General features: G+C 53.9%; 9 protein-coding genes. 3 read left to right on the plus strand and 6 right to left on the minus strand.

Annotated elements, in window-relative coordinates:
• Position 1 precedes the first annotated feature (1 nt).
• The 6 genes from OCT39_RS14940 to OCT39_RS14965 all read right to left on the minus strand — a co-directional run bounded on the left by OCT39_RS14940 (position 2) and on the right by OCT39_RS14965 (position 17,877).
• Positions 2-6,457: a DEAD/DEAH box helicase gene (locus tag OCT39_RS14940; protein WP_263585242.1), complete on the minus strand. Its 6,456-nt coding sequence runs from the start codon at positions 6,455-6,457 to the stop codon at positions 2-4.
• Positions 6,458-6,550: 93 nt separating this feature from the next.
• Complete coding sequence (locus tag OCT39_RS14945) at positions 6,551-7,651, minus strand: GTP-binding DUF697 domain-containing protein (protein ID WP_263585243.1); 1,101 nt, start codon at positions 7,649-7,651, stop codon at positions 6,551-6,553.
• Positions 7,648-8,787, minus strand: coding sequence for a GTPase (locus OCT39_RS14950; protein WP_263585244.1), 1,140 nt, complete (start codon positions 8,785-8,787; stop codon positions 7,648-7,650). Before OCT39_RS14950 ends, OCT39_RS14945 begins: the two co-directional genes overlap by 4 nt.
• Positions 8,788-8,859: 72 nt before the next feature.
• Positions 8,860-13,890 (minus strand): Eco57I restriction-modification methylase domain-containing protein, encoded by a 5,031-nt coding sequence (locus OCT39_RS14955; protein ID WP_263585245.1) that lies wholly within the window; start codon positions 13,888-13,890, stop codon positions 8,860-8,862.
• Between the two features lie 31 nt (positions 13,891-13,921).
• Positions 13,922-16,852: a DEAD/DEAH box helicase gene (locus OCT39_RS14960; RefSeq protein ID WP_263585246.1), complete on the minus strand. Its 2,931-nt coding sequence runs from the start codon at positions 16,850-16,852 to the stop codon at positions 13,922-13,924.
• A gap of 335 nt (positions 16,853-17,187) precedes the next feature.
• The gene (locus OCT39_RS14965; RefSeq protein WP_263585247.1) at positions 17,188-17,877 is read right to left on the minus strand and encodes a hypothetical protein; all 690 of its coding nucleotides are present in this window, start codon (positions 17,875-17,877) and stop codon (positions 17,188-17,190) included.
• A gap of 212 nt (positions 17,878-18,089) precedes the next feature.
• Here OCT39_RS14965 and OCT39_RS14970 point away from each other — a divergent pair, with 212 nt between their 5' ends.
• From OCT39_RS14970 to OCT39_RS14980, 3 genes are all read left to right on the plus strand, one after another.
• Complete coding sequence (locus OCT39_RS14970) at positions 18,090-18,707, plus strand: DUF2201 family putative metallopeptidase (protein ID WP_263585248.1); 618 nt, start codon at positions 18,090-18,092, stop codon at positions 18,705-18,707.
• Positions 18,708-18,747: 40 nt separating this feature from the next.
• Positions 18,748-19,779, plus strand: a complete 1,032-nt coding sequence (locus tag OCT39_RS14975; protein WP_263585249.1) for a helix-turn-helix transcriptional regulator — start codon at positions 18,748-18,750, stop codon at positions 19,777-19,779.
• A 90-nt stretch (positions 19,780-19,869) separates the two neighbouring features.
• Positions 19,870-20,229 carry a gamma-glutamylcyclotransferase family protein gene (locus OCT39_RS14980; RefSeq protein ID WP_263585250.1) on the plus strand — a complete coding sequence of 120 codons (360 nt, stop codon included), beginning with the start codon at positions 19,870-19,872 and terminating at the stop codon, positions 20,227-20,229.
• Positions 20,230-20,250: the final 21 nt, after the last annotated feature.

Raw genomic sequence — 20,250 nt, forward strand, 5'->3', positions numbered from 1 at the left:
TTCAAGCTCCTGAGTCCAATTCAAGTAAGGTGGCTGCCAACGCATCGGCAGACGTGCAAATATGCCAACCCTCCGCTTCCAAGTAAGGCCTTGCAGCGGCTTGATCTTCTAGTTCTTCTAACAGCAGTGCGACCTTGTAAACGTCAAATTGCAACTCTACCTCCCCCACTACCTCATCGAACTCTCCGGCTGTTAGCTCCTCTGCGACTCTCGCCTGCGCTGGCCATACGATATTGTGGCTTTTGAGGGCGGTTGCGAGGGGCTCATCTAGCAGCGTGAACCATTCAGGGTACTGGCAGGAAGAAGCATCCGCTGAAGATAGCTGCTGTGGTGGCCAAAGTAGGCCCGCAGCGATACCACTGTTTTTTGATTCTGGCATCCATGCGTAGAACACTGGCAAGAACTGCAGAAAATTAAACGCTGTCCACAATCGCTGCCACTGATACCGGGCAGCCTCTTCACTGCTGTTGTGCATATCATAACCAAGCGTCACCAAGGCACTGGCTACATCTGCTGACGTTAACAGTGTTTTCGCTGCCACCACCTCCAGCGTTAGCGTGGCTGGGCCGGACTGATCTAACAGCGTTACACTGCCTGCTAGCGCGACTGGCTCAGGTGTTAAATCAGTAAACGAAGCAGGTAGCCCACTTAGGTTATCTTGTACCTGCTGTTTAATAGCAGGGTCAGCCAGGGATTTACCAGGCAAACACTGGAATAGAAACAGTAATGCCTGCTTCGCTAGGGCATCCATATTCTGTTCACAAAGGAAATGCAGCAGTAGCTCGAAAGTCGTTTGACTCAAATGTTCAGCAGCATTGCTAACCCCCGCCACCTTGGCCAGCCCCGCTATCGCTTGATGATTATGCTCAGGAGAGGTCATTCCTGCCGGTAGGGGTACATCCATCGCTTTATCGCCCAGAACGCTATTGATGTCGTACCAATTTAGCGACCACACCACAAAACCAGCATGAATCAGCGCTTGGCGTTTAAGCAGGTCATTGCTAACAGCGTGAACATGGTATTGGTAGCCATCCAGGAAAATAGCCACCGGCGCGAGCTCGCTACGCACGGGCCACATCACAAAATCTGGGCGGCTAGCAAACTGAACGCCTTCCGCAGCCCCCAGATCTACCTGCGGTTCCAGCTCATAGCCCACCTCGCCAATGGTTAACCGATAACCATGCTTACCACGCACCACATCCTGAGATACTCGCACCTTGCGCTCAGCTACGCAGGGCGCACCGGAAAAACGCGCCAGAGCTTCTGGGAAACGCGCTTCTAGTTCACTATCTATCCATGGGTTGCCACCCAAAGCACTCAAAGACTCTTCGTTTTTAACCCACTGATGGCCGCCTTTCACAATATCCTTTAGCATTTCCAGCGCCAGCGCTTTACTGGTACTTTCCATGCCATAGGCATTGCGATACTCCAGCAAACAGCGGTAACAGCCATCCATCGTGTTGTCGTAACAGTCACAGCGCTCCATGACTTCATAAGCCATCTGAAACACCGCCTGCATGTTGTCCGCTCGGCTTAGCAGCTCATGTAAATAGCCCGTACCGCCAGGCACTGAGTCATACAGCACAATAAAGTGCCGACGCTCATCAGTTTCCCCTATCGGCTCGCTTTGGTACGCCACCCGCAAGTGGTCAACTTTGCCTCCAAAACGACGTTTTAAACCCAGCTGTAGCGCCGCCACAAAGGAGTTCACCTGCTCCTCTGTTCCTCCTGTTGCCAACCTGGGAAGCAAAATACGCAAACCTTCCGAGGTAAAACGCCGGTAAAGATATAAGCAATTTTCGATACCGCTATCTTCTTTACCGCTCGCTAATTTTTTAGGGCCACGGGAATAACGGCACGATTTTAGATGCTCAGCCTCTTTTTTACCGGCCGCTGCCGCTTTGGTTTGTACCGAGCCGCACTCTCGGCAAATTGGAAAACCAGCCCGCTGGATATGCTCACCAGCCACATCAAAATACATCTCCTCGCCTTCTCGTCGGCCAAAATTCACCTCCAAGAAGTTAGCCGCCCGGATGAACTCAAAACCAAAGGGCTTATCTTTATCATCCAACACCCAAGTAATCGCAATATCTGACGGTGCAAAGTCAATTAACATCTGTTTATTGAAAAACACCGGCTCGCGATCATCAGAACGGTCATCCAACTGGGCATCTTTAGCATTGGTGAACGCATATACCTGAGTCATTTTCAGCATTTTGGTACGAGCGCTTTGGTCACCCCACTGAGTAGTGTGGCAACGGGGACAGGTTTTACTGTTAAACCCTGCACTAGGATCATCCGCCGGGGCGGAGTAGTGGCAGCGGGGGCAGAAACGCCAATCTTGAATATTACGCCCCTTAGCCGTTTCTACGCGGCTTACCGTAACTCGGCGGTTACCCGCATAAAATACCGACTCAGGCGCCAGCTCTGTGAGTGCCGCCTGGGCAGGTCGCTGGTACTCATATTCACGCTTGATGAACTCACGCTCGGCGCCGCTGGCGGCGACAGCTTTATCAGAGCGAAAAATCACCGAGTGAAGCGTTGCACCCTCCTCAGGAAACGCATAATTCGGCAACAAGCCTTCATCGGTAAAGAAATTCAGCGTTTCGCGCTTATTCATACGGATACGCATACCCCGGTAGCCGGCTGCTTCCCGCTCTAACTCCACTATTTCTGCTTGGGTATGCTCGTCTTGGGGCTGCTTACGCAGTTTTTCCAACTGCTTATCCAACTCTTTAATGGTATCGGCCATTCGCTGGCGCTCATCAGCGACGACTCTGAGCCGATTCAACACATAGAGCCGCAGGTGGTCTTCACTATGCTGCGGGCCACCAAACAAGTATTGGCGCAAGAGTTCTTGGTCTTCATCGCTTAATTCAGTTGCCACATGCCTGACAAAACCATCCCACACCTCCTGCATGTTGTGCTCAATAAAGTTCAACAGTGTGTACGGGAAACGATCTTGCTGTGTCTTCTCGACGGCATCCAAGACTGGCTGCATCCCCGAAGGCACGACATTTTCCCCTTTTGCCCCGCGCGTCCAGCAGTCCATCGCGTAAGCTAACAGCTGGCGGCGCAAAACATGGCGCGCTTTTAAGAAAACCGCAGGGGGTTCAACAGGAGTATCCAACATTCGGCTTGGGTCGGCATAAAACACCAAGTCGTGAGGGCGGCCATTCGCCACGGTCAATACAAATGAATTGCCATCCCGGCGTCCCCCACGGCCTACCCGCTGCAAATAATTGGCTTGCGCAGGCGGCACTGAACACAGCAAAACGCTGGAAAGATCGCCAATATCAATCCCCATTTCAAGCGTTGGCGTCGCGGAAAGCAGGTTATATTCCCAGGGCTTATCGCCTTTGATAAAGCTGTTTTCTACCCGAGTGCGGTCACTGCTGGCCAGCAGGCCGGTATGCTCATGGGCAATTACCCGATGAATTTCACCATGCCGGAAAAGCGTGCGATAGAGCGAATCACGCAGCGGCCGCGTATGCTCGTATACACGCCGCGGGTCAGACGCATTAAGCAGTGGCAACCCTAACCAAAGAGCCGCATGATCTGCGGGCACATGCAAAAGCCGGTACCCTGGGCATTCGACTGCTTGGATATTGCATGTAATTGCCAGCTGCTCGGGGTTTAATGCCCATAGCGTCACACCACGCTCATTGTGCTCTTGCTGCACAAGCCCCGTCGCGCAGAGCGAATCCAACGCAGCCACTATCACTTGCTCACGCTGTTTTTTGTCAACAAGTGCATCGGGGTTTAAGCATGCTAACCAACGCTCGTACCATGAAGGCACGTTTGTGCTATGGGAGAGCGGCTCGTACCCTTCACCGTTCGCAGTAGCTGGATATTGAGGCCTTGGCGAGCCAGGCCCCAAAGGAGGCACATAGTTCAAAAACTTGAGCAAATACGCCGTGCCCGACTTTTCACGGTAATAGCGTAAATCCTCCAAGCCGACAGCCCCCAGCGCCACCAGGTGCTGCATCAAGCCCATCATTAAACCCACCGCCGCCGCACGGTCGATTCGATAGCCCAAGGTATTATCAGCCACTTCAGCCCAGTGAGCAGCCGCTTGCTCAATCGGTGCTAACGGCCAATCTAGCGCCGCGATACCGAGCCGATTAAGCGACCGCCCCACCTGAGCGCGCCAAGCCAAATCTTCCAATAGCTGCCACAACATACGCTGACGAATTAGCGGTAGCAGACGCTCTGGCGACTTCACCTCACCGGTTTGCTCGAAGTGCTCAAAATCAGCGCTAAAGCGCTGATCGGGGGGCATAAACTCGCGTAGATAATAAGGCAGTGTTAGCCGCCCTTGTTGCTCAGCATGGTTCAGCCAGAACGCTTCAAACTGCTCTGGCAGCTGCAAAATAGGTAACGGCTCAGGTTGGCTTTCCAGCAATTGGGTAAGCGCCATTCGCACATTATTTTGCCAGGTACGCGCCGCGAAGAACCCTGCGCGATGGGTGGCATCCTGCACCGAATCGCTGAACGTTAGCAGCTTACGGTCATCATTATCACGGCTGCTGAACAACTGATGAATCGCCACCGCGCTAAGGCTAGCCGCCCGTGCCCCAAACACAACCAGCGACGACTTGGCCGCACAGTAGGGGCAGTCGTGCTCATGAACCACACGATTGACCGTGCCACGGGTGACCTCCTTCAGCTGATGAGGTTTGCTCACCCGCACTAACGCTTCATTACCTGCCTGGCACCCTTTACATGCACCGGCACAGCCCGCCGCTGCTGTTTTGCCGCATTGGCGGCACACCTTAAAATCATGCAGCACCTTGCCTGCAGGTGACTGCTTTTCACCTTGCTGCCACGGCAGCAGCAACGTGGTTTCTGCATGGTGGCTAAAGAAGCTGGAATAAATGGCCTGAAGCGCCGTTTCCACCACATCGTCTGTTACAGCGCCTCCCTCCATTCGGGTTAACCACGCAGTACCATGACACTCGCGGCACTGCACCAACGGCAAGCGCACCTGAGGTTGATCTTTAGGCGGCTGGTCGTCACCAAACGATAACAGTGGCGGGTATTCCGACACCTGTTCATATTTTTCAGGCGCCTCCCTTTCTGAAATGGAGGTAGCAGCCGCCACCTCAGGCTCACGCAGCGTACCCACAATCCGCCGTAGCTCCCGCGACCACAGCTGCATACGCAGTTGCACAAAGGGCCGCCCAACCTGATCTCTCGCATGGGCCACTAACGATAGCAGCGCCAACAATGCCTGTGCAGGCTGTCGGGCAAAACGCTGCGGTACTTGAGCTGCCAACTTGCTTACCAGCTCATGAAAGGCAGGGGTACCGGTGCCCAGCTTTATTTGACGCAGCAAGTTGGCAAGCTGACCATGCTGTTTTAATTCACTCCCTAATATTCTGCGCCCTAACTCGGCAGATAATGCCTCTTCAGGCGCTTTACTGAAAAACAGTTGATACGCAGTATGCAAATACGCATCCAGCCCCTCTTGCAGGGCCGCCTGCAGCTCTTCCGGGCCAATGTCGGGGTTCAGGTTCAAAAACGCGATGTTCTCCAAAAACTCGGTATCGCTCATACGCTGCTCCGCAATCACCGAGTCACGCCCAAACGGGCTGGAGAAGATATCCCCCGCGTAAGAGAGCAGGCCTTTCGCACTATCACCACCACCTAGCGTGGCGGATGTACCCACACAAATGAGCTGCTCGGGCTGCATACCGAAGCGAGCACGTAAACGGCGGATCAACAAAGAGAGGTCTGTCCCTTGGGCGCCATCAAAGGTATGTAACTCATCCACCACTAAATAGCGCAGCGTATCAGGCCCATTGTGTGCCCATAACGCCTGATCTTTGGGACGCATCAGCAGGTAGTCCAACATTTTATAGTTGGTAAGCAGGACATCAGGCGGGCTGTTGCGCAGGGTGTCTTTATCCGTAATCACCTGCTCTGGCCCCATTACCTTGCTGCCCTGCCCATCGCCGCCTACAAACAACCCTACCCGTAGGCCTTTCAGCGCTGCTTGTTGGTGAACTTCTTTGGCAAACCGCTTGGCTTGATCGGTGGCCAACGCATTCATCGGATAAATGACGATGGCCTTGACACCATCGCCCCGCCCCCGGTGGCAGTGATCCAGCACCGGGTACATAAAACATTCAGTTTTACCGGAGCCCGTACCAGTCGCAACCAGAGTGTTGGCCGCTTGCCTGTCGGAGGTCAACCGCTGCCACGCCTGCTCTTGGTGGGCATAAGGAGGAAACTCGGTTTCAAACCCCTTAAAAAAATTCCGGCCCGCTGAGCCAGTTAAGAACGGCAAACCCATCGAAATATACGGGCCTTTAATAAACGCCTCGCCGCCCTGCTGCTCTTCTACTAGACGCTGAAATTCACCTTTAAATGGGGCGGTTTCGGTCTCAAAGCCAGTAACAATAAATTCACATAGCGCGGCAGCGACTTCACTGGCTAATAGGCCGGGAATCATAGCAGTCTCTTTGTTTTATAAAGGATGCGACCGTTCGGCGCGTCATGTGCTCAGTCATGGAAGCGTAATCAACGGGTATCGCGGATGATCAACTTACAACTTCTGCTTTTCATTTTCCCTCCTGACCATAGTTAGAAGATCTAGATGTTTGAATAATTCGGCCCAGTCAGGCAACTTTCCGGTGTCGAGCAAGGTGACGTATGCAGACTTGAAGACTGCATTTAGGCCATAGCCAAAACCGGCAGTGATGGCACTTGCAACACCAGCATTAACTACCTGCCCCAGAACAGGTATGAGCTTGGTAAGGCTTGCTGCCAATTGACGGCCCAGCAGCGCCAATATTTGGGTTTTCAGCAATGCCATAGCACCAGCATCGAGAGCGTTAAAGCCATAAATATTGGCTAGACGGGCTGCAAGGGCTAGCTGGATGGGCAATAGGGCGACAGAGTCTGACATTGGTATCGGATTTAGTCCTGCAGCGCCTGCAGCCGAAGCTGCCGCCATTAGAATGGCGTGTCTGGCTTGTTTCTCTTTCAGTGGGATATTGCTTTTTTGCGCGCCTACAAAGGCATCTTTCAATTTATCTGCTGGCAGGCTTTCCGCACTCCAATCCAGAAGCGCCCCCAGGTCCAGATCATCTTCGATTGATGTGGATGTCTCAAAGACTGGACTATCAAAACCCGCATCTTTGAGCTCTTTCTTGAACGCTGCAGCAACCTTACCCTGATCATTTTCGTCAAGCTCGTCGCCATCACATTGCGTTAATACAATAGCAACCTTCGCATCCCTCTGGACGAGCTGCTTCAAATTCATTAGATCATATTCAGTGATTCGATGACTATTGATCGAAATGCAGTACCAGAAAAGGTGTATTTGATTCGACAGGCTAAGCTTGGCAAGACGATCAATCTCTGCCAAGACAACTGATTTAAAGTTATCGTTGTTGATAGCGCCATCAACAATTTCATAACCTTCGCTGTCATAAACGACAACAGGCAAGTTATCTTTCTCGAACCGTTGGCACCCCCTGGTAACTGGCCTTCCTGCCCCGACCGCGGCAAGCTCTTCGCCTAATACCCGGTTAATTAAGCTGCTTTTCCCAACGCCAGTACCGCCCACCAGCATCAGATTAACCTTGGCTATATCATTGAGTTGACTATCAAATTCGGCTTGCAAAGATTCTTCCTGGGTCATACAGACCTCCTAGAGTCCATAAATGATATTACTTGGTGTGCTGCAGCGCGCTGAGCATCAAGCTCTTTTTGCGCAACATCCAAGACAATAGCCATCTCACCTTTCATGAAAGATTGAAAACCTACCATACGTTTTCCAACTGCGGCCACGACAGTCCAGAAATCCTCGCTGTCGAGTGCATTAACTTCTTCATTAACTTTTTCTTTTAAAGCTAAATTTGCCTTAGCCATCGCCCGGTCAACACTACTCCGGATATGTGTTACAAGTTCGTTTGTGGTAATTTTGGCACGCGATTTGGTTCCTAAAGCACGTAGGAAACTATCGATGGATTCATTAAGCTGCTCAAACGGCTCAGACTCGTTACCCAACATCCCACTAACATCAAAGTCAGGAAATTCGGCTAAAGCGATATCATCTCTGCTCTGAAAAAAGCGCATTATGATGTCGAATAAGCTCTGATCCAGCGCTTGAATCGCACTTACATGCTTTCTTTCCATTTCTTTTATCTCTGCCTGCAAACGATCACATACGGCCTCTATCAACGTCCCAGCTAATTCGGTATCAAGTCCGCTAACAAGCTCATCAAGTGTCGCTTCTCGGCCGAATCTATCGCTCATTCCAGAGCGCTTCCTCACAGCAACAGAACAGACTTCGGTCACCCTCGTGCCAGGAAAATTGCGCTCCAGATAAGATTTCATGTCCTGAATTTCTTCAGGCTTCGCTTTGTCACACATAGTAAGCACTATTTGCACCGGAAGCTTCGCAGATCTGAGCTTTCTTATCAGCCTGAGCTCTACGCCTTCGATACGTGCCGCCGCCGCATTAAGCACATAAATAGCTGAATGCATCCAATTTTGAGGCATCGTCTTAGATGAGGGGGCTCTTTCAGCCAGAAACTCGTTGAGACGCTCTTCCCACTTGGCCAAGTTATTTGCCTCGATACCTACGGTGTCGAATAGATTCAGCACAAACTCTTCGTAAGGTGCGGAACTGGAGAGAAAGTGCTCGTCCCAGCCTGTAACCGGTCGGCCATTCCCGGTCGCAAACACGTGATCGCCAAAAATGTAATTACAGAAAGAGCTTTTTCCAGCGCCGGACTTACCTACTACCAGAATATTGATAATCGCGTCGCTCATGCATATCCCTTGTTCATTAATATCAACTTAGGTTTTATTTTAAGGCCTTGAACAGTGGCTCAATTGTGCATTTCATAACCTGCCTATCTGTTCGAAAATCTCCCACGCCACACGGTAATCTTCTTCCCTATCTGGCCGGAAGAATGGGGCTGTGTATTCCACCGTGCGCTCTGAAGGGCCCCCCGGCAGAGTATCGTCTAAGTAAGTTTTTCTTATCGTGCCTTCGGTCAGGTGTTGGATATCTTCCCATCCCAGTGCGACATTGTGTGTCGTAAGTTGCGAGCTGCTGGCGCTGTAAGTGGTACCTTCTTTTAGCTCTGCAGGTTTGGCTTTGCGGGGCAGTCCTACACCGACCAGGCCCTTGCTGGGGGTGAAGACGATGCGGCCGGTTTGGTCGTAGAAGGTTTCGGCTTCGTTCTGGCGCATCACGGGGAACTGGACGCGGTAGATGGTGAGCAGTTCTTCCAACGTGAGGCCGAGGGCCTGGGCGACGAGGACGTCGATTTCTACTAGGGCCTGGCGGCGGGCGTAGTCAGTGCGCAGGGCGTTATGGCGATGCCACTCAGGGGTGAGTTTGGCGAAGAAGCCATTCGGCAGCGCGGCGATGGGTTCGCGGGTGGCCCAGGGTTGTTGGCGGAAGCTGTCTTGCCAGTTGGATTGCCAGAAGTCGGCGTAGTGGTTGGTGATGCTCACCAATGCCAGCGCACGAACATGCAGCGCATTACGTACCCGGTCGTCCGTTAGCACCGGCAGCTGGTTAATCAGGGAGGTGTTCGCGTGCCCCATACCGGTACTTTTTACGCGGTAATCCAATACCACCGATAGCGTCATGCTGAAGTAATCCAGCATGGTTTGCTCGGATTTGAATGCGGAACACAGGCAGGTGTTAATGTGCGCCGCACCCTTGGGAATAATCGTGGTGATAAGTGTCCGCTCAGATGATGGGCCAATCATTTCCCGGTTAACCAACCGATAATACTCCGTCACCAACCGCGCCCGATGCTCGCCCTCTTCCATCCAGGGCACGCGCGGGGTGCGGTCGCGGTAGGTAGCGGGATCGCAGGCGGGGATGTAGTTGGTGCGCGGCAGGTAGTCGTCCGGCAGGGCTTGCAGGTCGAGGTTGTCGTAATCCTTGTTACTTTTGCATCCCGGCCGAGGATTTTTGAAAAATGGGTTGCCGACGAAGAAATGGGGGCCGGAGAGTATCCATTGCTCCGGCGTTTCCGGGAACTCAGTTTCTCTACTGATGGTGCCATCCTGCTGGGCGTTCACTTCGTTCCAATGCTGCGTGGAGTAGTACTGCCCTTTCAAGTCTCCCAGCCGTCGGGGCTGGGCAGCGAATTTATCCAGTACCGCCATTAACTGGCGGGCGTGTAACGCCGGCAGGCGGGCTTCCAGAGCGTCGGTGCCGGCTTCGTCGTAGAGCTGGGCGAACAGGGCCAGTTCATGCTGGCCGACTTCGATGATGCGGTCGCGGTGGCCGTCAAATCCCCATTTCACTTTAACTCGTCCATCCGGAAGCTCGACTTCTTCCTTGATGCCCGGAACCGGCCCCTGCCCGTCATGACTAAATGAATAGTCGATCGTCTGCGGCACGAACAGGTTGGATATGTTGTAAAACTTAGCCTCTCCGACCGGCCCATAAATGTTCTGGCTGTAGCGTGTGTGGTTATCCACCTCAGCGAACAGCTTCACTTCATTAGCGTACTGGAAATGTGCCCGCAAACGCCGATACACCTCCTGCCGGAACGCCCCACCCTTGGGATCGTCATAAATCCCTTCCGGATGCAAAAAGCCACTCACGCCCTGCCCGTTCACATTGGCCCAGGCACGGGGAAGGAAGCATTTGTACAGGTTGGCCTTTTGCCCGGCGAGCTGTGGGTAGTTCTGGGTGGCGTTCAAAAACGCTTGCGAACCTTCCGCTTCCGCCAGCTCCGCAAACCATGCCTGCTGCAGTTGTGGGCTGCGTTCGAATGCCGCTTCCCGCTCGTCGGTCAGTTGCTTGGCGCTGAGTTTGTGCAGCACAAAGGCGGGGTTGTGGTCGCCGAGGATGCCGCCTTCCTGCCATTCCACTTTGCGCCAGGGCGGGTTACCCAGGGTGATGTCGAAACCGCCGCGGTTGGCGAAGATGTCGGCGAAGGCCAGTTCCCAGTGGAAGAAGCGGTACTGTTCGCCCAGCTCGTTGGCCAGTTTGAGGGTGGCGAAGAAGGGGTTTTTGAACAGTTTTTCCAGGTTGAGTTCACCGCGCTGGTTGCTGACTTCCCGGGCGGCTTTTGTTTCAGGACGGCTTTCGGCACGCAGGCTTTGCTGGGGTTCGTCGGCGGCGAACAGGTCGTCTACCGGTTTGGCGAACAGGTCTTCAGGGGTAGCCGTGTTCTCCAGCAGGTTTTCCTGGGCCGGGGCGAAATCAAAGGTGCCGGCGCTGTTGAGGATGGTGTTCAGGTCGAACAGCCATTTCTGCCGGTCTGGCAGTTGGTCGACGTTATCCAGCGGCCAGAACCAGAGGGCGCACCAGTAGTCCATGGCCAGTTTCAGGCGGCGGTAAGGCGAGGCGATGCGGGCGTTGGTATTGAAAATGCCCCGGGTGCGAATGTCGTCTTTTTCCCTTGTGCTGGTGTGGTATTCGTCGCCACCCTGCTGGCCCCATAGGGAGTAGCTGTCGGTGGTGCGTTTGCGGTCTTTGGCCAGCATTTGGGTGTGTTCCCGCCATAGGCGGTCGACCGCGTCGCTAAGTAGCTGAAGGGTTTTAATTTCTTGCTCGTCTAGCGGGGCGCAAAACGCTTTTTGCCACGCTTTAATTTTCTTGAAAGCCTCTGGCCGCAGCTGTTTGGCAGTTTTATCGCTGTAACCCACCATGCCGGGGTCGGGCAACAGGAAGTGATAAATTTCATTTGTTTTGCGCCCGCTTACGGCGCCTTCGCCGGTGGTTGCTGTAGATGTAGATGCTGGTGCTAGCAGGCTTTTCGGCGCTAGGCGGCGCGGGGCGGTGTTGTACCACAGGCCATCTTTGTGCTGCTTTTTCAGCGCACTGGCGGGGTAAACCTCGCGGCGGGCACCAATCAGGCTGTTGCCGGTAAACAGCTGGTAGCCAAACCAGGGCACGTTGTGGCCGCCGCTCAGGGCGTTCAGCCACAGGGAGACTTCCGCTAGCTCCACCGCGATGGGGTTGAGGTCGACTCCGTAGACGTTGTGGTCGGCCATGTGCATTTTTACCCGCTGCAGTTCGCGCTGGTACTCTTCATGGGGAATGCGCTCTCCCAGCTCCTGCTGTTTGCGGGTTAAATAGGCTTCCGCTAGCTGGTTAACGGCTTCATTCAAGAACGCGGCGCTGCCCATGGCGGGTTCGCAAACCGTCAGTTTGAGAATCTGGTCGGCGGTAATGTGCCGGGTTAGGCGCTCTTTTAGGGTGTACTTCACCAAGCTTTTGGTGAGCACTTCCGGGGTGTAGTAACTAGCGGATTTTTCCCGGTCTCGCCCGGCCATGCGATAGATAAACTTGCCCTTGGGGTGGGTGCGCAGGCTGAGTTTGCCGTCTACCTTGTCGTACACGCGCTCTTTGTCATCGAACTCTTCTAGCTGCTCACGGGTGACGAAGTAGCCGGTATCAAGTTCGTCGGGGTTGATGTTTTGGCCTTTTGGGGCGACTTCGAACAGGTCTTGGGTGGCGAAGAAGCCGCGATAGCTGAGCAGTGCTTCGTACACCGCGCCTAGTTGGTTGATGCCGAGCTGGGTGTAGCTGACGCGGCCACGGCGTTTTCTTCCGCTGGTGGGCCGGGTCAGCGACATGCTCTGAATCACCTGCTGCAGGGTTTCATTGCTGAAAGTAACGCGGTTAAGCAGCGAGGTTTTGGCGGGGTCGAATAGGTGGCTATCCAGCCCTTGCAGCGTAAAGGCGTTGGCGGTGCTTTCGTGCAGGCTGCCTTGGCGGTTAATGGTGTAGCCTTCGTAAATGAGCCGGAACATGCGCTGCAGGCTTTCATGGAAGTAGCTGCCACGGCGGCTCTCTTCGGTGGTTAGGCGCACGCTTTCCAGCTCGCGCAGGCTTTCCAGGCTGTAACCCATGCGCCAGGTTTCATCATTACTGGGCAGGTAGCCGAGTTCTGGCCGCGCTTCGATGTAGAACAGAAACAGAATGCGGTACATGGTGCGCAGGCACTCTTTGGAGAGCTGGTCGGGGTCTAGGGCATTTTCGCCGCTGTAGATACCTTCCTTGCGCTCGCGGGCCTGCTCGATGAGCTGCGCGGCGGCTTCGTTGCCGAGCAATTCAATGGCATGACGCAGGGCGTATTTGAGGTCGTCGGAGACCGCAAAGGCGTGCTTGTGGCTGTTTTCGTCCAGGCTGTCTAGCCGGCACTGGCCTTGCTTTCCACCGTTTTCAGGGGGCGCTAGGCTTTCCCGGTGCAGCAGCACGGCGGTGGCTTTTAGGGTTTTGTCGTCTCGGCGGCCTAGGATCTCTTCCCAATCAAAGCGCAGCATGCGGTTTTGCGACCACTTGTAGCGGTCAATCAAAATGCCTTGGCGATCACTCAACAAGAGCACCCAGCGCGGCGGGTTTTCGTTACAAGGTGCCGACTGCCGGAACACCGCGTCGTTGAGGATGCTGTACCAACTGGTGTTCTTCAGCTTGTCGTGGTGCGGGCCGGGGCCGAAGAACTGGTTACTGTGCAGCTCCAGGGAGAGCGGGTCTTCGCCTTCGTTGTTGGCATCAAGCGCCCCTAGCACCCAGAGCTGGTCGCCCAGCACGCTGAGCACGGGTAGCTCGGCATTGGGGGCAATTTCGCGGTTTTCTGGCTGATAGGGTATGCCTAGCACGCTCATCAGCGCTTGAAAGAACTCCCGCTGCAGGCGGATACGTTCGGCGGCGCTGCGCTCGCTCTTGAGCCTGTGACGCAAGGCAAAGTAGCGCTGGTTTAGGTTACGCAAGCCACGGTGGGGGCTTGGGTCTTCCCTGCCTGCTTGTTTGGCGGTGTCTTCGCGGCTGTTCCACTCTTCAATGGTGTTGGCAAAGTCGCCCTGGAATACTTCTGCCAGGTAGTGCGCGCTGAAGAATTCGTTGTCGTTGGTTAAGCCTACGAACGTGGCGACGGTTTCTTGTACGGCCATCTGGTATTGCTCCCTTAGCCCACCCGGGCGGTTAGTCGTTTTCCCGGGTAAACACGGCAATGATCTGAATGAACGGCACCGGCTCGATGGTCAGGGTGTCTTGCACCCAGGTTTCATACTCGCTGAACACCCGCTCGATGCGGTTCATGCGCTCTTCCTTGCGGGCGGCTTTAAAGTGTTCGGCCTGGCCGGAGCGCTCTAACTGAAGGCTTAGCTGGTTAACCTGGCGGCTTTTTAGTGCGTTAAGCGCCGCTAGCTGTTCAGCAAGCTCTGCTTGTTTGGCAGTGGCGTAGGCCTGCTGGCGCTGCTGCATTTCGGCGTTGGCGGCCTGAATCACTGCCGGGCGAAGGGCTTCTAATGCGGCTAAAGTGATCGGCTGAGCACGGTTAGGCAGTTTGTTGTTCAGCTGCAACTGCTGCAGCCACTCTTCGGCGCTTTGTATCTCTATAACGCCTTGCGCTTGTGAGGTGCGGCAGCGGATAGCAAACCATTGCCAAATAACCGGGTGGGCTTTGCGGTTGGGGATCAGCCCGCTGACTAGAAAGACGCTTTCATCCGGCTGTAGCGCTTGAGTAACCGCTTGGACATCCGGCAGGGCAAGCACTGGCGCACTGTGGCGGGCTACCTGGGCTAGCAGCTTATCTTCTAACCACTGTATGGCGGGGTGCTGGGGCCATAAATAGTGCAGCTTGGGCCAGGCATTTTCGTCCTGCCGACTGCGGCGGATCTCGTCTTCAAAGCGGGCTTTATCGGCCGTGAGAATCAGGCTGCCATCTTGAGGGTGAATTTCCGGCGGTAAAAAGCGAAAGCGGTAGTCGAGGTCGTCCGGAGGCGTTAGGGTCAGTGTTTGCCGCTCTTGGTTAGCGCTAAATGCCACCTGCTTGCGCTCACGGTTAATGGCTTCTAACGCTTGGTGGGCAAAGGCGAAATCACTAGCAAACAGGCTGTAGCGCTGTTTGGTTTTTTGATGCGTGTGCTGTTCGGCTTCTTCTGCGTTGGGTGTGCTGGCTTCTGGGTTAAGAAACAGCGCCAGCAGGTCGTCGCCTTCGTTGGTGGCATCGGGTTGGTACTGGGCATCGAAGGCGCTGGCATCGGTGCCGGTGGCCATGGCCTCCATGGTCAGGCCTTCTTCGGCTTCGGCATCGTGCACTTTCATAAAGGTGGCGGGGTCACCGATATTCTTGTAGGCCTGCTCGTCTTTCTCTTTGAGGATTTCAAGAATGCGCTGGTCGCCGCGCACCTGGGGGTTATCGCTCTGGTTAATCAGGTAGGTAATGATCGGTGTTTCGGTTTGGCCGTAACGGTCTACCCGGCCGTTGCGCTGCTGGAACACCATCAGCGACCAGGGCAGGTCAAAATGCACTAGCCGGTGCGACAGGTAGTGCAGGTTGATGCCTTCGCTTGCGACATCGGAACATAGCAACACGCGCAGCTTGCTTTCCTGCTTACCAAAGGCTTCCACGATGTCTTGCTGTTCGATATCGCTCATGCCGCCGTGCAGTATTCGCAGGGCGTCTTCTTTAAGCTTGAGATCGTCCACCAGCTGGCTGTGCAGCCAGTTAAGCGTTTCAATGCGCTCGGAAAAGATGACTAGACGGTCTTCAGTGTTGGTTTTCTTCCAGCCGAAGGCGCTGCTTTTCAGCAGCTTGATCAGTTCGCGGTATTTATTGAAACTTTCTGGCGTGACGTTTCGCAGCGCTAACAGTAACGATTGCAGCGATTGAATTTCATGCTGTTCGTCTTCGCTTATCTGCTTATGCTCAGACCCACGGCCTGCTAGCTTTTTAATGCGCTGTTCAACCGACACTTTGGCCGCTGCTGGCGAGCTAAACAGGGATTTTTGCAAACCAATGCGCACTAGCTGGCCGTTTTTGGTGGCGCTGTGCTCACCCCTGTAGGTGAAAGGCACCTCTAATAACGCTTGATAGGCGGCTTCTTCTTGAGGCGAGGCATCCAGGTAAATATCGTTCACTACCCGCTCTTTGAACTCTTGCTGCACCTGGTCGCGAATATCTTTCTTAAAACGGCGAATGACCAAGCCTTTGTCGCGGAAATCTTCTTTTGCGTAGTCGTCGGGGTCGGAGATCGCCGTGGGATCGAGCATGTTCATCAAGCTGGCAAACGAGCGCGCTTTGCCGTCGTGGGGCGTGGCCGAGAGCATGATGAGGGTGTCTGAACGTCCTGCCAGCAGCTGAGCCAATTTGGCACGCTGAGAGCTTGAACCGCGCTCTGCCACATTGTGGGCTTCATCAATCACGATGATGTCCCAGTAGGCTTGTTCTAAGTGGCGGCGGTATTCGTTGTCTTGCTTGAGGGTGTCGATGGAGATAATCGACTTGTCGTAGTAGTAAAACGGGTTGTGGTTACCCGGAATATTGTTGCGCACCCGCTGTAGGCCAGCAGAATCCAGCCGCGTGAGCGGGATGGTAAAGCGGTTCCACATCTCTTTTTGGAACTGGGTCATCATGCTTTTCAGCGTGAGCACCAGGATGCGCTTGCCTTTGCCACGTCGCATTAGCTCGGTCATTAAAATGCCGGCTTCTAGGGTTTTGCCTAACCCCACCGCATCCGCAATCAGAATACGCTGGCGGTTCTGCTTGAGCGCCTGCAGCGCGGGGTCAAGTTGGTACGGCACGGGGTCCATCGCGGCCTTGTGGCCCAGGTGAATGTTGTCATCTGCTGGGGTGATCTGGCGCAGCTGGGTTTCAATAAACAGGCGGCTTTTTTCAAAGCCTGGTGTCAGGTCTTGCTCTAAGCGGGTTTCGGCGGGGTCGAGCACACGAATAGCGTTCTCAGCTTCTTCCAACTTGGTCAGAAAGCGGGCGCTTTTGCCACTGACCAGTTCTGACAAGCCATCCACGGTAAGGATATAGCCGCCGTCATCACTGGCATCTGCGCGTCGCACAATCCATTCACAGTCACGAATGACCACGCGTGCACCGGGGGCGTAGAGAGCTGACATGCCTGTTTCCTTGTTTCAACCAAAGGCGACCAGAGGGGTATCAGGAGTGTAGGCGAAAGCCCCGACATTCCGTGTCGCACTGTGTCTGTCATGCTAAATAGTGAGGAAGCATTAATAATAATGAGGTTATCACTATGCTAAGAAAGGATATAGGTGCTGTGCTGCAAATAATTTGAGCCGTGGCAGCGAGGCTCTAAAATGGCCTATTGACATAGGAATACACTAAATAGGTTCTCACAGACCAGTCCTAAGCAACGTTATCAATACAGCTATGGCTGGCCTCCCTAAGCGTGAAGCGTAGGAAGGGCGACCAGCCGACAGGCGTATCGTTACTTCTACTTTACAATGCCGTCCCAAACAGCGTCTGTAATATTACGAGCGCGCTGCCCCTGGCCCCGAAGCTGCAAAACAAAACTCATGGCATCTCGTAGCACGACTGGGTTTTGATCATAATCTTCACCAATCACTGCGCTTGGATCAAATAAGCTTAACGCATCGCTCATTGCATCGATCGCCTTGTCACTTTTCAAGAAGTCGCTATCTTCGAGTTCCGACAGCTCTGCTAATAGCTTGCAATCCAAAAGGGTACTGTCCAACCAGTTCGTGGCTGCGGTATACCCGACACACCAGCGCAAGCGAGACTCTTCGATACAAACCTCCATGGTGGTGGAGTGCTCACCCACAAAACAACTGCCAATGAGCACACCGTCAATCTTATGCCGTCTGGATTGATTCGCTACGCTGCATAGCAGATTCAACATAGGGGCGCCTGCAATCTCCTTTCCCAAACCATGGGCAGCTATGTAAACAATACGGCTATCAAGCTCGCCTTTACATAGACACTCCAGGGCTTTGCGAAAGCTACCCTCATCGTAAAAATTGGCATGATGTACATCTGTGTCACCGGTTAGCTTTGCCACTCCCTGCACAAATGGAAGCACACTGCTTCGGTTTGCGTCTTTGTCATCTAACGCCCATGGAGACTCAAGCACCAGGATGGCGCGATTGGCATGACGGCTACTCATTTCTAGACCTCATATTTAACGAACGACAGTGGTTGTTGCTGACATTGTTATATCGGCAGCGTGCTTATGCGTGTTTATACCAACAGCTACCTTGACACATTTTTCTAACGCGATAATGCCACCGTGAGAACGTTTTGCTGGGCTATGCGACGCATAATGTCGCAACCACGTCATAGCCTCATTCTCTCTTATCAGGGACGGTGGACGCTACGATGACCATGACCGAATGTGTAACGACTCAAGACACTACCCAACAGGAAATAGCTAAGTGGTTGGCTGACCGTGAGCAGTGGAAACATGAAATGCCCGTCATGGGCTTTTTAAGCCAGTTTCTTACCCTTACCCCCGTCACTGACTCACGTTTTCATAGTGCCAGCACGGATGGCAAACAACTTTATATCTGCCCAGATTACAGTGCCACACTATCTGATACCTCCCGTCAGTTTTTACAAGCGCACCTCATTTGGCACTGTGTGGCAGGTCATCTGACCGCACCGCTGGTTGCCGACTATCGTCGTTGGCATCTCGCTTGTGACCATGAGGTGAATGCATTGCTCCTGGCGCTTGACGTTCCTTTCCCCGCTGATGCCTTGCTCTTTCCAGTCTGCGTGGGACGCAGCGCGATGAGTGTGTATCGCTGGTTAGAAGGTCACCCCAATATTGCGGTAGAGGCGTCTTTAGACATACACCCCGCCGCTTTATGGCATGAGTTGCCCAATACCCGTATAGACCACAGTACCGTTGCTATGTGGCGGCAGCGTGCACACCTTATAGCCAAAGAACCCGGCGCTTTACCAGCACGGGTCGCTAAGTTTTGTGAGGCACGCTAAACTCGTCGCTTTCATTAGCACAGCCCAGGTTGGCATTACTATGTCCGAATCCCGCGATACGCTTTTCCGTTATCTCACGATGCTGCAGCTAATCCCGCGTTATCCAGGGCGTATCGCGACGCCTGTGCTGAAAGAGAAGCTTGCTGAACGAGGGTTTAATATTGATACGCGTTCACTGCAACGGGATTTAAGCCAGAAGCTCTCTACACAGTTTCCGATTGGCTGTGACGATAGTCAAAAACCTTACCGTTGGTATTTTGATCGTGAATTCCAGTGCCAGCTACCCGCGCTGGATGTACCCAGTGCGCTAACGCTAGTATTAGCGGAAGAGTATTTGAAGGGGTTGCTGCCTCCAGTAGTGATCGGCCAGCTCTCGCCCCACTTTACTGACGCCCGGAAACTGCTGGACGACATGAGCGCTAATGGGCTTAGCCAGTGGGCACGTAAGGTACGCGCCATTCCTAACGGCAAAGCACTGATACCTGCTGAGATTAACGAGGCAACCTGGCAGACCATCTCGCAGGCGCTCCTTGAGCAGAAAGCCGTTGACGTTATTTATCTATCACGCACGAGTCACTCTGAAAAGACGTTTACCCTCCACCCTCAAGGCATTGTGAGCCGCCACAGTGCCACCTATTTGTTAGCTCATGTAGATGGGTTTAAGGATCTGCGCCAGTTCGCTCTTCACCGCGTGAAGCAGGCAACACTCAGTCAACAGCCCTGGCAAGAGCAGCACGACTTTGACATTGATGATTACATCAAAGGTGGAGCGTTTGGATATCGGCAAGGGCCTAGCGATGTAGTGTTGGAAGCCGAGATTGCTAAGCCGGTGGCGTGGCTACTACAGGAAACACCGCTATCTGACACACAATCGATAGAAGCGTTGCCGGATACTGACGGCTGGTATCGGCTGACCGCCCACGTACCGGATGATCAGCAGACGCTGTGGTGGTTGATGGGCATGGGACCCAATATCAAGGTCACCGTGCCTCACTCGTGGCGAGAGACGATCAAAACGAACGCAGAACAGATGCTGGCGCACTACGCCACTGAATCCCCTGTGACTTCATAAACACCCGCAAGCCTCATGGTTCGATATACACTTTTTCCGCATGCGGAAAAGCGCGACGACGTTATCATTGCTACACCAAGAAGGGTACCCATGCTCTATTTTGCCTACGGTTCCAATATGGCAACCCAGCGCTTAGCGGCTCGCGTTCCAGCACGCTTTGTGACCACGGCCCTTCTGCCCGCTTACCGCCTAGCGTTTCACCAGCGCGGCAGTGACGGCTCAGGCTCAGGCAAATGCGATATTGTGCCTGCCTTAGCGCAGTCCGCTGTCTATGGAGTCATTTGGGAAATGGCGTTTCATCACAAGCCGACGCTCGATCGCTATGAGAGACTGGGCGCGGCGTATAACGACACTTGGCTTACCGTCACGGATCTCGCCATTGACCGGCAGTTTGAGGTGCAGGCGTATATCGGCAACCTCACCGCACTCGGTCTGCGCACATATACATAGGATAAGCACCATGTGCTTGCC

The sequence above is a fragment of the Halomonas sp. GD1P12 genome (assembly GCF_025725645.1).
Lineage (GTDB): Bacteria > Pseudomonadota > Gammaproteobacteria > Pseudomonadales > Halomonadaceae > Vreelandella.

Excerpts from the sequence above, each read along its gene's own strand:
- OCT39_RS14940 (WP_263585242.1), bottom strand. The coding sequence starts at position 6,457 with ATGATTCCCGGCCTATTAGCCAGTGAAGTCGCTGCCGCGCTATGTGAA.
- OCT39_RS14945 (WP_263585243.1), bottom strand. The coding sequence starts at position 7,651 with ATGACCCAGGAAGAATCTTTGCAAGCCGAATTTGATAGTCAACTCAAT.
- OCT39_RS14950 (WP_263585244.1), bottom strand. The coding sequence starts at position 8,787 with ATGAGCGACGCGATTATCAATATTCTGGTAGTAGGTAAGTCCGGCGCT.
- OCT39_RS14955 (WP_263585245.1), bottom strand. The coding sequence starts at position 13,890 with ATGGCCGTACAAGAAACCGTCGCCACGTTCGTAGGCTTAACCAACGAC.
- OCT39_RS14960 (WP_263585246.1), bottom strand. The coding sequence starts at position 16,852 with ATGTCAGCTCTCTACGCCCCCGGTGCACGCGTGGTCATTCGTGACTGT.
- OCT39_RS14965 (WP_263585247.1), bottom strand. The coding sequence starts at position 17,877 with ATGAGTAGCCGTCATGCCAATCGCGCCATCCTGGTGCTTGAGTCTCCA.
- OCT39_RS14970 (WP_263585248.1), top strand. The coding sequence starts at position 18,090 with ATGACCATGACCGAATGTGTAACGACTCAAGACACTACCCAACAGGAA.
- OCT39_RS14975 (WP_263585249.1), top strand. The coding sequence starts at position 18,748 with ATGTCCGAATCCCGCGATACGCTTTTCCGTTATCTCACGATGCTGCAG.
- OCT39_RS14980 (WP_263585250.1), top strand. The coding sequence starts at position 19,870 with ATGCTCTATTTTGCCTACGGTTCCAATATGGCAACCCAGCGCTTAGCG.